At 61.0% G+C, this 13,622-nt stretch carries 14 protein-coding genes; 4 read left to right on the top strand and 10 right to left on the bottom strand.

The window, feature by feature from the left end:
- Nucleotides 1-65: 65 nt before the first annotated feature.
- Nucleotides 66-377 (top strand): YtxH domain-containing protein, encoded by a 312-nt coding sequence (locus tag B7E11_RS17095; RefSeq protein ID WP_176220796.1) that lies wholly within the window; start codon nucleotides 66-68, stop codon nucleotides 375-377.
- Nucleotides 378-973: 596 nt separating this feature from the next.
- Here the strand turns inward: B7E11_RS17095 and B7E11_RS17085 are convergent.
- The 9 genes from B7E11_RS17085 to B7E11_RS17045 form a co-directional block, all read right to left on the bottom strand.
- A complete protein-coding gene (locus B7E11_RS17085; protein ID WP_080836806.1) occupies nucleotides 974-1,321 on the bottom strand; it encodes a hypothetical protein in 348 nt (115 codons plus the stop codon).
- A 125-nt stretch (nucleotides 1,322-1,446) separates the two neighbouring features.
- A complete protein-coding gene (locus B7E11_RS17080) occupies nucleotides 1,447-2,226 on the bottom strand; it encodes a sigma-70 family RNA polymerase sigma factor (protein WP_080836804.1) in 780 nt (259 codons plus the stop codon).
- A complete protein-coding gene (gene rsbW / locus B7E11_RS17075; RefSeq protein WP_245809750.1) occupies nucleotides 2,223-2,696 on the bottom strand; it encodes an anti-sigma B factor RsbW in 474 nt (157 codons plus the stop codon). The genes B7E11_RS17080 and rsbW overlap by 4 nt, the downstream gene beginning before the upstream one ends.
- 6 nt (nucleotides 2,697-2,702) lie before the next feature.
- Nucleotides 2,703-3,047, bottom strand: a complete 345-nt coding sequence (locus B7E11_RS17070; protein WP_080836803.1) for an STAS domain-containing protein — start codon at nucleotides 3,045-3,047, stop codon at nucleotides 2,703-2,705.
- Between the two features lie 77 nt (nucleotides 3,048-3,124).
- A complete protein-coding gene (locus B7E11_RS17065; protein WP_080836802.1) occupies nucleotides 3,125-3,976 on the bottom strand; it encodes a CheR family methyltransferase in 852 nt (283 codons plus the stop codon).
- Nucleotides 3,973-6,936, bottom strand: a complete 2,964-nt coding sequence (locus B7E11_RS17060; protein ID WP_080836800.1) for a response regulator — start codon at nucleotides 6,934-6,936, stop codon at nucleotides 3,973-3,975. Before B7E11_RS17060 ends, B7E11_RS17065 begins: the two co-directional genes overlap by 4 nt.
- Entirely contained in the window at nucleotides 6,933-8,093 is a 1,161-nt protein-coding gene (locus tag B7E11_RS17055) for a PP2C family protein-serine/threonine phosphatase (protein ID WP_080836798.1), read from the bottom strand. Before B7E11_RS17055 ends, B7E11_RS17060 begins: the two co-directional genes overlap by 4 nt.
- Nucleotides 8,094-8,285: 192 nt before the next feature.
- Nucleotides 8,286-8,609: a YflT domain-containing protein gene (locus tag B7E11_RS17050; protein ID WP_080836796.1), complete on the bottom strand. Its 324-nt coding sequence runs from the start codon at nucleotides 8,607-8,609 to the stop codon at nucleotides 8,286-8,288.
- Between the two features lie 30 nt (nucleotides 8,610-8,639).
- Nucleotides 8,640-9,116 carry a DUF948 domain-containing protein gene (locus tag B7E11_RS17045; protein WP_080836793.1) on the bottom strand — a complete coding sequence of 159 codons (477 nt, stop codon included), beginning with the start codon at nucleotides 9,114-9,116 and terminating at the stop codon, nucleotides 8,640-8,642.
- A 207-nt stretch (nucleotides 9,117-9,323) separates the two neighbouring features.
- Between B7E11_RS17045 and B7E11_RS17040 the strand changes: the two genes are divergently transcribed.
- Genes B7E11_RS17040 through B7E11_RS29630 form a run of 3 tightly spaced genes read left to right on the top strand, consistent with a single transcriptional unit; the run spans nucleotide 9,324 to nucleotide 12,234 of the window.
- Nucleotides 9,324-9,488 carry a DUF1328 domain-containing protein gene (locus B7E11_RS17040; protein WP_080840861.1) on the top strand — a complete coding sequence of 55 codons (165 nt, stop codon included), beginning with the start codon at nucleotides 9,324-9,326 and terminating at the stop codon, nucleotides 9,486-9,488.
- A gap of 33 nt (nucleotides 9,489-9,521) precedes the next feature.
- The gene (locus B7E11_RS17035; protein ID WP_080836790.1) at nucleotides 9,522-10,703 is read left to right on the top strand and encodes a glycosyltransferase family 4 protein; all 1,182 of its coding nucleotides are present in this window, start codon (nucleotides 9,522-9,524) and stop codon (nucleotides 10,701-10,703) included.
- On the top strand, nucleotides 10,693-12,234 hold the full coding sequence (locus tag B7E11_RS29630) for a hypothetical protein (protein ID WP_080836787.1): 1,542 nt from the start codon (nucleotides 10,693-10,695) through the stop codon (nucleotides 12,232-12,234). Before B7E11_RS17035 ends, B7E11_RS29630 begins: the two co-directional genes overlap by 11 nt.
- Nucleotides 12,235-12,252: 18 nt before the next feature.
- On the opposite strand, the gene B7E11_RS17025 is transcribed toward B7E11_RS29630, so the two are convergent.
- Entirely contained in the window at nucleotides 12,253-13,587 is a 1,335-nt protein-coding gene (locus B7E11_RS17025) for an LLM class flavin-dependent oxidoreductase (protein WP_080836784.1), read from the bottom strand.
- Nucleotides 13,588-13,622 lie beyond the last annotated feature (35 nt).

The following is a 13,622-nucleotide window of genomic DNA, read 5'->3' as shown; positions in this document are numbered from 1 at the left end:
AGGCGCTTCGCAACGCAAACGAAGGGTTCATCGCAAGCTACATCGATAAAAAGGAGGCGTTTCACATGGCAGAACGTCAAAACAGCGGCAACGGACTGATGAAGGGCGCCGTTATCGGCGCGACGATCGGCGCGGCGGCGGCCTTGCTTTTGGCTCCGAAGGCGGGCCGCGAGCTTCGCGGGGATATCCGGGACACGTATATCCGGTCGAAGGACAAAACCAGGCAGCTCGCAAGCGAAGCCGGCGCGAAAACGCAGGAGATCGCGCATCAGGTCGTCCGGCACGCGTCGGACCTCGCCGGCAAAACGCGCGCCGCCCTCCAATCCGCCAAGGATGATGCGCAAACCGCGATGGCGGAAGAGCAAAAACCGAACTGACGCCAAAAGCCGCTTCCCGCCCCCGGCGGGTGGCGGCTTTTGACGTTCCTGCCCCTCCGCCGTCTGCGCGCCATGCAGCCCAACCATGCACCTGCTAGCCCGTCGAACCCTCCGCCCACTTGCCATGTAGTCCATCCAATCCCCTTCTAGCCCACCAAACCCGCCGCCGACTCGACATGTAGTCCATCCAATCCCCTTCTAGCCCACCAAACCCGCCGCCAACTCGCCATGTAGTCCGTCATGTCCCCTTCTCGGCCGCCAAACCCGCCGCCGACTCGACATGTAGTCCATCCAATCCCCTTCCAGCCCGCCAAACCCGCCGCCGACTTGCCATGTAGTCCGTCCTGTCCCCTTCTTTTCCCCCACACCGGCGCTAACCCGATCATTTAACTCCCCGAAACCTGCTGAGCGAAGGGGATATCGCGAAGAGGCGGTCTTTGCCCGGACGACAAGTCCCGCGCCTTCAACGTCCCCGCTCGCGTCCCGCTTCCCGCCGCAAACAAATGCCCCCTCGCGGCGGAGCCTTGCGAATGCAAAGGCTTTCTGCCGCGAGAGGGCGACGGTTTGCGAGTTTGCTGCGATGAATAGAAGCCGAATCACGAAGACGTTGCCGCGCCGTACAGCTCCGCGTCGCGTTCAAGCAGCGCGCGAAGATCGTTCGTCGCCGGGCGCAGGTTCAGCAGCCCCTTGACCGGAATGGACGGCATATCGTCCTTCTGGAATTCCTCGCCCGAAAGGCGATACCCGTATTCGCGCATCAGCTTGTACATCCGGCAAAAATGATCGGCCGCGCCGACCGCATCCTCCTCGGAATCGAACTCGGCCAGACGATTGCCGAATCCGAGCGGATTCGAACGGGATTGGATGCCGAGGTGGTACGATTCTTGCTGTTGACGGACGAGAATGTCGCAGCCGAAGCAATCGAGCTGGTAGATGACAGTCATCGCGTCCACCGCCTTTTTAAGAGAATGTGTTGCGTATTCTCTATTACCCTGTCGGCGGAAATCGAAACAAGCCCCTTGCCGGGATTCGGCGGCTCCCGTCCATCCTCGCCCGCCCTCGTCCGTCCTCACCCGTCCGGCGCTTCTCCGCCGGCGGAAAGCCACTTCTTCAGCTGATCGATCGCGCGCCGCTGAATGCGGGACACGCTCATTTGGGAGACGCCCAATTGCTCGGCCACGAATCGCTGGGAGTAGCCCTGCTCGTATAATAGCAGAAGCACCTTCCGCTCTTCGGGCTTCAGCCGGTCCATCGCCTTGTCCAGCACCAGCTTGCGGTCGACTTCCGCGTAGTCGTCGGACGGCACGCCGATCATCTCGCCCAGCGTCGCGCCGTTTTCGTCGTCGGATACCGGCGTATCCAGCGAAACGTAATGGTACAGCTCCCGTCCGGCCAGCACTTCCAACGTCTCCTCCAGGCTCATGTCCATGCGCTCGGCAATTTCCGGAACGCTCGGCGAGCGCTCCAGCTCCATCGTCAGCTCGTCGATCGCGCGCTGCAGATTGAGCCCTTTTTCCTTGATTCTGCGCGGCACCTGGACATACCACGACTTGTCCCGCAAATAATTTTTCATCTGGCCGACCATGCTCTTCATCGCGTAAGGCTCGAAGGGCATGCCAAAGCCCGGATCGAACTGCTTGAGCAGCCGGAACAGCGACATCCGCCCCACCTGAATGAGATCCTCCTGAAGATCCGGTCGGTTGCGGGATATTTTATGGGCGGCCATGCGGACGAGCGGATCGTACTCGCGCACCAGTTCGTCCGCAAGTTCCCTGGAGTCGGTTTGCTGATAGCGGAATATTTTCTCCATCGCGTCGTCGGGCAGACGCGCGTTTGGAGTTACGCTCATACGGTTTCGGCCCTTGCCGCGTTTCGTTTTTTGGTCAAGGTGACGACCGTTCCGAAATCCTGCCGCACTTCCACCTCATCCATTAAAGCTTGCATGAGATAAAGTCCCAATCCGCCCGACTGGATTTCCTCGATGGACTTCCCGTGGAGGTTGGAAGTGCGCATGTCCCCGGCAGGCTCGAAGCTGGCGCCGTTATCGCGAACGACGATTTGCAAATGCTCCTCTGCGGTATGAAAATCGAGCTGGATCGTACCCTGGCGCTCATCGGAATAGGCGTGCAGCACGACGTTGTTGCAGGCTTCGGACACCGCCACCTTCATATCCTCGATATCTTCGTAGGAAAAATCGAGCTTGGCGGCGATACCGTACAGCGTCAAACGAACCAAATCCACGAACTCGGGCTTGGCCGGTACCGTCAGCGTCACAAGCGCATCGTTCATCATCGCTTCGTTCTCACCATTCCTTTTCATCGTCCGTTATTTTCGTTCGGTGCCTTCGGCCGTTGCCGCGGCGGTCAAGAAAGAGGTCATCCCGGTAATATCGAAAAGCTTGAGAATGTGCGCGGGGACTTCCTCCACCCCGAACGCCGCTCCGCGCGCATGGCGCGCCTTGACGATGCCGATCAGGATTCCGATGCCGGTGCTGTCGATATACTTCAGCTCCCGCAAATTCAACGTCAATCTGCGATCCGCAAGCGGGAGAAGCGGCTCCATCGCCGCCCGCATCCGCGAAGCGACTTCCAGATCCAATTCGCCCGCTAGGAAAACGACGGTTTCCGCCGCGCGGCTTTCCGTCCGGAAACTCAATTTATCGGTTGGCATGCGAATCCCCTCTCTGCAAACAAGATCGGTATTCCTTACCCTTATCCGCATCGTTTGAAACGTTTCGGTCCGAAACGTTACCCGATTTTCCGATACACGCGGAATTCGTCGTTCCACGTCTCGTATTTGTCCTCGTATTTCGTAAACGAAATCGATTCCTTTCCGCCGAGAATGAGGAAGCCTCCGTCCGCCAAACTTTCGTACAGCAATCGGTGGACGCGGTTGCGAAGCTCCGGATTAAAATAAATCATGACGTTTCGGCAAAAAATCGCATGGAATTCGTTAAACGAGCGGTCGGTCACGAGATTGTGCTCGGCGAATACGATCCTTTCGTTCAAACGGCGCTTCAGCGTGAACCCGTCCTCCGGATCGCCGTCGACATACAACGCGAAATCGGCTTTTCCCCCGGACCTTTCGTAATTTTTCCTGTACTGCTCGTAACGGTCGCACGGGACGAGCCGGTCGCGGGCCGTTTTTAACGCCGCATGGTTGATGTCGGTAGCGTAAATGCGCGATTTGCTCAAAATGCCTTCTTCCTCCAGCAAAATCGCCATCGAATACGCCTCCTCGCCGGAGGCGCAGCCGGCGTGCCAAATTCGCGCAAAGGGGAGGCGGCCAAGCGCCGGAGCCAGTTTTTCCCGAATATACGCGAAAAGCCCCGGATCCCGAAACAGTTCCGTCACCGGAATGACCAGATCGGAAAGCAACCGGTCGAACGCCTCCCGATCGTGCAGCACTCTTTCCTGCAGCGCGGAGACCGTATTCAGTCGTTCCAGGCCGATCCGGTGCCAAATGCGCCTGCGCAGCGACGGAAACGCATAATGGCGAAAATCGTAGCCGTACGCGCGAAACAGGCCCTCCAGCAGCAGTTCGATTTCCAGCTTTTCCAATTGTTCGTCATATTCGGGCGCTATCCATGCTTGGTTCATCGGGACAACCACACTTTCAGCAGGGACAATAATTGTTGAATTTGGACCGGCTTCGCCAGGTAATCGGAAGCTCCGGCTTCCAGACACTTGTTCCGGTCATCCTTCATCGCCTTCGCCGTCAGCGCGATGACGGGCAGCCCGCTCCATTTCGGATGCCGGCGAATGCTCGCCATCGCTTCGTACCCGTCCATCTCCGGCATCATCACGTCCATCAGCACGATATCGACGGACGGCCCGGTTTCCAGCAGCTCCAGCGCGGCGCGGCCGTTTTCCGCGGACAACACGTTGAGCCGGTGATGCTCGAGCAGGCTGGTCAGCGAATACAGATTGCGCTCGTCGTCGTCGACAAGCAGCACCGTTTTTCCGACAAATGCGGAATCCCCGGCATGTTTGCGCGCGGCGTCCGCCCGTTCCTCCTGCGGTTCGTCGGGCTGCGGCCCGGAATCTCGGCCGGCCGGCAGCGTTTCGGGTTCGCTCTCCGATCCGGAACGCTCCCGCCCCGCTTCGGGCTCGGACGGCGCCTCCGGCTTCCCGGCGCCCGGTTCCGCCGCCGCGGCGACAAAGGCAATGTTCGAATCGAGCAAGCTGTCCGAAATAGCCGTCTCCTGCCGTTCGGGACAGCGCTCCGGCAAAATCAGCGTAAAGACGCTGCCGCGGCCCGGCTCGCTCTCGAGCCGAATCGATCCGCCGAGCAAAACGGCCAGCTCCTTGCTGATCGTCAACCCCAGGCCGGTGCCGCCGAATTTCCGGCTCGTCGTCCCGTCCGCCTGGCGAAACGCTTCGAAAACAAGCTCGCGTTTGTCTTCCGGAATGCCGACGCCGGAATCCTCGACCGCGAACGCGACGAACGGTCCTCCGGACCGGACCGCTTCCCCCGCCTCCGCCGGTTCGCACCTGCGGATATGAAGGCGGATGAAACCGGACGGGGTGAACTTGAGCGCGTTGGAGAGCAAATTGCGCAAAATTTGCTTCAGCCGATGGCCGTCCGTATACAGCACGGAAGGGACGTCGTCGTCGGTGAGGACGGCAAATTCGAGCCCTTTTTTCGCCGCGATCGATTCGTACGTATGCCTGAGATTCGTCGTAATATCCTCCAGCAGCGTCGGCTCGGGCTGAACGTCCATCTTGCCGGCGTCGACTTTGGCCAAATCGAGAATTTCGTCGATCATTTTCAGCAAATCGTTGCTGGACGAGTGGATCGTCTGGATGAAGTTGAGCTGTTTGTCGGTCAGATTGCCCTCGTTGTTCTCCTCCAAAAACTGCGCCAAAATGATCATGCTGTTTAGCGGCGTCCGCAGCTCGTGCGACATGTTCGCCAAAAACTCGGATTTGTATTGCGACGCCAGCGCAAGCTGGAGCGCCTGGCGCTCCAGTTCCGCGTTCGCCTTCGCGACCTCGCGGCTTTTGCTTTCGGTCTGCCGGTTTTGCTCCTCGAGAGCCAGCGTTTTGACGGTCAGCTCCTGATTCGTATGCTCCAGTTCCTCCTGCTGCCGCTGCAGCCGCTCCTCCGAGCGCTTCAGCCGTGTCGTGTGCCCCTCCAGCTTTTCGTTCGTTTGCCGAAGCTCCTCCTGCTGGGAAATCAGCTCCTCCGACTGGGCCTGAAGCTCCTCGGCCAGCGCCTGGGACTCCCGGAGCAGTTCCTCCACTCGCTGGCGCGAACGAATATTGGCCACGATGTAGGCGAATTTTTCGCAAAGCTTCTCCAGTAAATCCCGCTCGCTCATGGCCGCTGGGCGCAAGTAAGCCAATTCGATGACGCCGATCGGCTGCCGGTTGAACAGGATCGGCTGCAGGAGCAGTTGAACGGGCTCGGCTTCTCCCAATCCCGAGCGAATGCGCACGTACCCGCTCGGCACCGGCTCGACCGCGATCGGCTTGCCCGACATGACGGCTTGTCCGAGCAAGCCTTCTCCCGTGCGGAACGCGAAGTCCTTCGCGACCGGCTCGGCGTCCGGATCGTTCAGCGCGTAAGCTCCCGCCAGCGAATAAAGGCCGCCGCCAGCTTCCTCCCGCAAATAAACGGCGCCGTAAGACGCCCCCAGAACGGGCGCGAACTCATGGATAAACGATTGGGCGACCGACCTGGCATCCGAAAAGTCCTTGAGCAGCTCCGTCGTGCGGGCCAATTGGCCGTCGAGCCAAGCCTGCTGCTCTTTGGCTTCCGCGTACAGCCGCTCCCGGTCTTTCTGAATTTGCAGGTCCATGGCGATGCGCTTGAACAGCTTCGCAAGCTCTCCCAGCTCGTCGTTTCTTTTGATTTCGATTCGCGAGAACCCCCGAAGCCGGCCTTGCCCGAACTTGCGGGCCATCAGGCCAAGCAAATTCAAGCCCCTCGTAATCTGCGGGAAAATCCACAGCATGACGCCAAAGCCCGCGAGGATGCCGGCGACCGTCAAGCCGCCCACCAGCCGGATGGAGTCGTTGTACAGCTCTTCCGTCCGCGCCTGTTCTTCCTCCATCGTCATCTGCTCGAACGTGACGAGCGAATCGAGCGATTTCACGACGTTTTCCTGAAGGAGCCTGCCCTGGCTTTTTTGCAAGGATAACGCTTCCTCGTATTGGCCCTGATCGACAAGCAAAGCGAACCGCTTCAAAAAATCGACGTACCGGCCGCTTTCATGGCTTACCGCGTCCACGAGCTGCCGCTCCTCCGGGCTGAACGACTTGCCGCGAAACGCTTCCAGCTCCGCGGAGTAGGTTTCCGTCTGCCGGTTGAGCTCCTCGACCGCATACACGTCGCTGTCCAGCATGTTGAGCAGAACGTTGTTGACCGAATTGCCGGCGGAGTCGATGCCGCTGCGCAAGTCGATCGCATCGCGGACTTTGATGAATTGATCGTCGTAAAATCGGACCAGCCGGTCGTTCATCCGGCTCAGCCGGTCGTAACCGAACGATGTGATTCCGACGAGCAGGACGAGCAACATGCCGAACCCGACGATGAGCCTCGTTTTGATTTTCACGCTGTCTCGGCCACTCCTTTCACGTCCACGCGCACGAGACAGCGGTCGTCGGGACGCTTGTCCAGCGAACCCAGCACGAGCAGCTCTTCGAGCGCTTCCTCATCCTCGCCGGACCGGGCCAGCCGCTCGATCAGGGCGTTCGTCTTCTCCTCCGCATCCCCGGGAAACAAATCCATCAGTCCGTCGGTATACAAGTAAATCGTATCTCCGGGCTCCAGCCGCACCTTTTCGGAACGGATAGCCAAATCCTCGAAAACGCCTACGGGGGGACAAGTCGCCCCGAGCCGCTCCACTCTCCTGCCTCCGCGGCGAACGACGAGTCCGGGGGGATGCCCCGCATTCACGCATTCGACCGTTCCTTCCCTCAAGTCGATCCACGCGCAAATGCCGGTGCTGTAGTATTGAACGAGCTCGTTCCCGTACCGGAGCTGCATCAGCCGGCGATTCGCTTCCCTGACGATCCGCTCGGGACGGATTTGGGCATGCATCGCTTCCTTCAAAACGGACGCGGTGAACATGCTGATCAGCGACGAGGAAATGCCGTGCCCCATCGCATCCATCACCGCGATCATGACCCGGTGAGAGTCCAGGACGTGCCACGCGTACAAATCGCCCGCCAGTTCCTCCGACGCGCGAAAATACGACCGGATCCGGTACGCTTCCTCGTCGACGCCGGCCGGAAACACCGCTTCCTGCACCTGCCGCGCCAAATTCAGCTCCTCCCGCAGGCGCAAATCCCGCTCCTTGTGCCAATCGAGCTCCCGCTTCAGCCGGAGCGCCGAGCGAATCCGCGCCAGCAGCTCGATTTTATTGATCGGCTTGGTGACGTAATCGTTCGCTCCCGCGTCCAAAGCCTCCGCCAGCTTTCGCGAATCGCCGATCGCCGTCACGATGATGACCGGGATGTCGCGCAGCCGTTCGTCGCTTTGCAGCAGGCGGCAGGCCTCGATGCCGTCGACGGCCGGCATCATCAAATCCAGCAGGATCAAGTCGATCGAACGCGGCGGCGCGCCTCCTTCGTCAGGGCTGCCGCGCAAGATCCGCAGCATCTCCTCGGCCGACTGCGCGGTTTCCACTTCCTCGTATCCGGAACGCTTCAGCATTTCTTCTACGACCATCACATTCATCGGGTTATCGTCGACGACCAATATGCTCATAAGAGTTTTCGGCTCCTCTTTGCTTTTGTCCATTGTAACATGATCATGATACCGACCGTCATATCGACCGCGATATCGCAACGTGCGCGGGGGGCAGTCCGCTTCATCCATGCGCAGCGGCACACGGCAATAAGGAATGGGCGCTGGGCGCTCCATTCCTTGCTCCCGTGTGCCGGCGCCGGCTATGCCGGGTCAACGTTTCGCCATGACGAGCACTTTGCCCCGGTCCAGTTCGGCTTCGACCCGGTCGGCTTCCATGCTGTCGAAGCCCATCGCCTCGATTTTGCTGCGAAGCTCGTCGCCCCGGGACCGGAACAAATTGGCCACGGATTGAAGCACGCCCTCCTCCGAGGCTCCGATCGTGTTCGCGTCCGCGGCGTTCGCCAGCCGGTCCGTCCGCTCCGTCTCGTGCGCCAGCACGTAAATTTCTTCTCCCGCGTACCCTTGGCGCCGCAGCTCGTTGACGGCGTCAAACGCCTCCAGCCCGTTATCCACCAGTTTCGCATAAGCTTTCATGTCGCTTCCTCCTTTGCATCCTGATTGGCTTCATTCTTTTACTACCCGCTTGTCCTTGCCTTGAAACAATTCCGCCGCCTGCTTGATCGTGCCGGCCGCCTTCGCTCCGAGCTGCGCCCATTCCATCCAGCGTTCCCCGCCGTCGGGCCGTCGTTCGATCGCGGCCGCTTGCCTCCGAACGGCGCCCGACAAGCTGGCGGCGATTTGCCTGGCCGCGTCGGTCGTCTCCCGCACCGCCGCTCCGGCGTCGCGGGCCGCGCGGAACAAGCCGTCGGCGGAATGAAGCTTGTTTCGGATGTCGGTGGAAATTTCGTTCGCGTTTTCGGCAAGCCGCTCTACTTTTCCTTGCAGGGCTTCGATCGTTTCGTCCGCTTGTTTCAGCGTCGTTTTCGCGGAATCGAGCGTCTGCCTGGCCGCGAGCAGCGTTTTGATCAATGCCAGACTCAACGCGGCGAAGCTCAAGGCGACCAATGCGGCGCTCAACGCATATACGATTTGCGTATTCATCGCGCTATCCTCCTTTTCTTTTCGGGTGCGTGATGCGTGCGTTACGGGCGTCGGAACGCCTTACGATCGGATTACCCCCCTTTCGAAAAAATGAAAACGGCGGGCCGGGATGTTTCAGCCGCTCGCCATGCCGGGTACATACTCGTTATCGAGGTCCGAAAGGCCTATTGCGGCAGGCCGGACCGAAACGCAAAGGAGGAATTCATCATGCTATATTGGGCTTTCGTCTTTTTGATCATCGCCATTGTCGCCGCCATCTTCGGATTCGGAGGCATCGTCGCCGCAGCGACCGGAATCGCGAAAGTGCTGTTTGTCGTCTTTCTCGTACTGTTCGTTCTATCGCTTATTTTCGGCAGACGCCGCAACGTCTGATCGGTTACCCTACTTTTCCCGGAGGTGCTTCAATTGAACAAGAAGTCGTTGCAAATCGGATATATCAGCACGTACGTGCCGAAAAAATGCGGCCTAGCCACCTATACGCATCATTTGAGGGAAGCGGTCGCCTCCGCGAAGGGGGCGGCTTCCTTCGATCCGGTCGTCGCGATGTGCGAGCCGGAGGAAGCTTCCCTTTACGGGGAACCCTATCATTTCCCGCTCGTCAAGAACGACAAGGAAGCGTATCGCCGCATGGCCGATGCGATCAACCGCAGCCCGGTCCATGTCGTTTCGCTGCAGCACGAATTCGGCATTTTCGGCGGAGACGCCGGCCGCTATGCGATCGAGCTGCTGGAACGGTTGAAAAAGCCGGTCGTCACGACCTTCCATACGGTATTCGAAAAGCCCGCCGAGCCCTATGCGTCGGTTCAAGCGGCCATTGCCGAGCGGAGCGATTACATCCATGTCATGAACCGCCGGGCGATCGGATACCTTCACGACCATTTCGGCATTCCGCTGCAGAAAATTTCGTTCATCCCTCACGGAACCCCGGTTCCGAACGGCAAAGAACGCAGCGCGACCCGCAAAGCTTACGGCTGGGACAACCGCAAGGTGCTGTTTCAGTTCGGTTTGCTCAGCCGCGGCAAAGGGGTGGAGTCGCTTCTTAAAGCCGTCGCGCCGGCGGTCCGGGCGGTGCCGGACCTGCTGTATGTGATCGCGGGGCAAACCCATCCGGAAGTCCGCAAACGCGAAGGCGAGGCGTACCGGGAGGAACTGAAAGCGATGATTCGGGAGCTCGGCCTGACGCATCATGTCCGCATGGTCGACCGGTACTTGCCGGAGGACGAGCTGGCGGCGCTCATTTCCGCCTGCGATCTCTATGCGACCCCGTATCCGGGCATGCAGCAAATTACGAGCGGAACGCTCGCGTACGCCGCCGGGCTCGGACGCCCGATTTTAAGCACGCCGTACGATTATGCCGTCGACCTTGTCCAGGGTTACGAGGGTCTTCTTCTTCCTTACGGGGATACGGATGCCTGGAGCACCAGAATCATCGAGCTGTTCACCTATCCGGAGCTGCTCGCGGAATGCGAGAAATGGATGACGGACATCGGCCGCAGCATGCAGTGGCCTCAGGCGGGGGCGCAATATTTGGAACTGCTCGAAAAAGCGGCGGCAAAAAAATCGTGGAGCATGGCCGATGTCGGCTGAATCCGCGAAAAAACCGGCTTATGCGGCTCCGTCCTTCCGCCACCTGAGCCGCATGACCGACGACACCGGGCTGATCGAGCATGCGTTAGGCCGCATCCCGCGGCGCGCCGAAGGCTATACGACCGACGACAACGCCCGCGCCTTGTGGGTCGTGTCGGAGTGGCTCGCTCCGTCGCGCGCGAAGCTGCTCGCTCCCGGCGACCTCGAAAAGCTGACGCAGCTTGCCGATATTTATTTGGCCTTCTTGGTTTGGTGCCAGCGGGAGGACGGCTGGTTCCACAACAACGTCGCCTACGACCGGACCCCGGAGCCCGAGAACGTATCCTACGATTGTCAGGGACGTTCCATCCTGGGGTGCGCCTGCGCCTGGACGAGCCTGCCCGAGGGCCGGCGCGAAGCCGCGTTCGCGCTTCTGGATCGGGCGCTCCCGACGATCGACCGGATCGATTCCGTTCGCGGGCGCGCGTTCGCCTTGGCCGCTTGCGCGCATTTGCTGGAATCGGAAGCGCAGGGCCGCATTCGGCTGCCCGAAGGCTGGGCGGAGCGGCTGCGGGAGCAGGTGCTGAAGCAAGAGGAAGCGCTCGTCCTTTCGTACATTCGGCATTCGGACGAGCGCTGGCATTGGTTCGAGCCCGCGATGACGTACGGAAACGGCGTGCTTCCTTGGTCGCTTCTGAGAGCTTTTCGGATCACGCATCGTGCGAAAACGCTGGAAATCGGCCTGACCAGCCTGCACGCGCTTCATCGGGCGATGGCTTCGGAGAGCGGCTGGTACCGTCCGATCGGCAACGAAAGCTGGCACTCGCCGGAGGCCAGCAGCCGTTGGGACCAGCAGCCGCTGGAAATGTTCAAGCTTGCGCTGGCGCTGGACGAGGCGGCCTCCGTGCTCGCCCTGAGCGAAACGAGCGCCGCATTGGAGGCGACCGGTTCGGACGCCTGGCTTGCGCCGGATCGGACCGAAGCCTCGTGGACGTTGTACGGGGCGGCGCCGGATGCGCCGGACGGTTCGCCCGCCGCGAGGGGCCGCGGGGCCGCGTTCTCGTTGGGCGAAGCCGATGCGGCGCTGGCGCCGATTCGCGCGGGCGAGGCCGCGGCGGCGGATCGGGCACGCCCGGCGCTGGCGCCGATTCGCCGGCAAAGCGCGATCGAGGCCTACGGCGCCGAGGCGGCCGCCGCCCGATCCGAGAGCGGCGCGCCCCCGTTCGGACGCGCGCAGGACAACCGCAACCGCATCATGGATGCGGTTCGGGCGCTCTCTTCCGCCGCGGCCGCCGGCGAGCGGGCGGCGGATCGACGCGGGACGGCCCCGCCTTCCGCAGGCCTGGACGGACATGCCGAGGCGCTGCGGAAATTGCGCGATCGCTGCCTCGCCTGGTTTTACGGCGACAACGATCTGCACGTGCCGATGATCGACCCGGCGGAAGGGGCGTGCTTCGACGGCCTGCAATTGCACGGCCCCAATATGAACTGCGGCGCGGAGGCGACGATCTCGTACTTGATGACCGAAGCGTTATGCTGCCGCCGCGGGTAAGCGAAATCGTTTGCTCCGTCAGCCTCCGACCCTCTCCAGCGTATGGCGGTTCGGGGGAATCGGCACGCCCAGGTTCCCCCTGAGCGTGTCGCTTTCGTACTCTTCGCGGAAAATGCCGCGCGACCGCAAAATCGGCACGACTTGCTCCACGAAGTCGTTCAGCCCGCTCGGCAAGCTCGAATGAACGATAAAGCCGTCGGCCGCTTCCTCCTCGTGCCACTGCTGGATGAGGTCCGCGATTTTTTCCGGCGTGCCGACGAACTCGCCGCGCGGCGTCGCGCTGCGGAGCGCGACCTGACGCAAGGTCAGATTTTGCTCCCTGGCCGTTCGCTTGATTTTGTCCGTCCCGCTGCGGAAGCTGTTCTGCCCCAAATCCCCGATATCCGGGAACGGCTCGTCAAGCGGAAAGCGCGAGAAGTCGAAATGCTCGAAAAACCGGCCCAAATAATCGAGCGCTTTATCGATCGTCACAAGGCCGGCAAGCTCCTCGTATTTGCGCTCGGCCTCCTCCTCGGTGCGCCCGATGATCGGATGGATGCCCGGCAGAATGACGATGTCGTCCTTCGAGCGGCCAAGCGCGACCGCGCGCCCTTTGACATCGGCGTAGAACGCCTTCGCCTCCTCGATCGTTTCGCTTCCGGTAAATACCGCGTCAGCCTGCTTCGCGGCCAGCGTTTTGCCGCTTTCCGACGAGCCCGCCTGGAAAATCACCGGCCTTCCCTGACGCGACCGCGCGATATTGAGCGGCCCCTGAACGCTGAAATATTCTCCCCGATGGTTCAGCCGGTGCATTTTGGCCGGATCGAAAAACACCCCGGACGCTTTGTCCCGAACGAACGCATCGTCCTCCCACGAATCCCACAAGCCGTTCGCGACGTCGACGAACTCCTCGGCGATCCGGTATCTTTCGTCATGGGACGGATGAGGCCCGCCCCCGCGGCCGCCGTAATTGAGCGCCGAGCCTTCGAGCGGCGACGTCACCACGTTCCAGCCCGCCCTTCCGCCGCTGATGTGGTCGAGCGAACCGAACTGCCTCGCGACCGTAAACGGCTGGCTGTACGAGGTGGACAGCGTCCCGACGAGACCGATGCGGGAGGTCGCCGCCGCCAGCGCCGACAAAATCGTGAGCGGTTCGAAACGGTTGAGAAAATGGGGGATCGATTTTTCGTTGATGTACAGTCCGTCCGCGATAAAAACGAGATCGAACTTCCCCTTCTCCGCCAGAAGCGCCTGCTCCCGGTAAAAAGGAAAGCTGACGCTGGCGTCGGCCGGCACCTCCGGATGCCGCCACGCCGATACGTTGCCGCCCACCCCGTGGATGAGGGCGCCGAGCTTCAGTTGCTTTTTGGCCATTCGCGTGTTCCTCCTTCGCTTGTTCCGATCCATCC

It is taken from the genome of Cohnella massiliensis (genome assembly GCF_900169535.1).
Taxonomy (GTDB): domain Bacteria; phylum Bacillota; class Bacilli; order Paenibacillales; family Paenibacillaceae; genus Cohnella; species Cohnella algarum.
The sequence above is the reverse complement of the archived record's forward strand: the minus strand, read 5'-3'. Positions and strand labels throughout refer to the sequence as shown.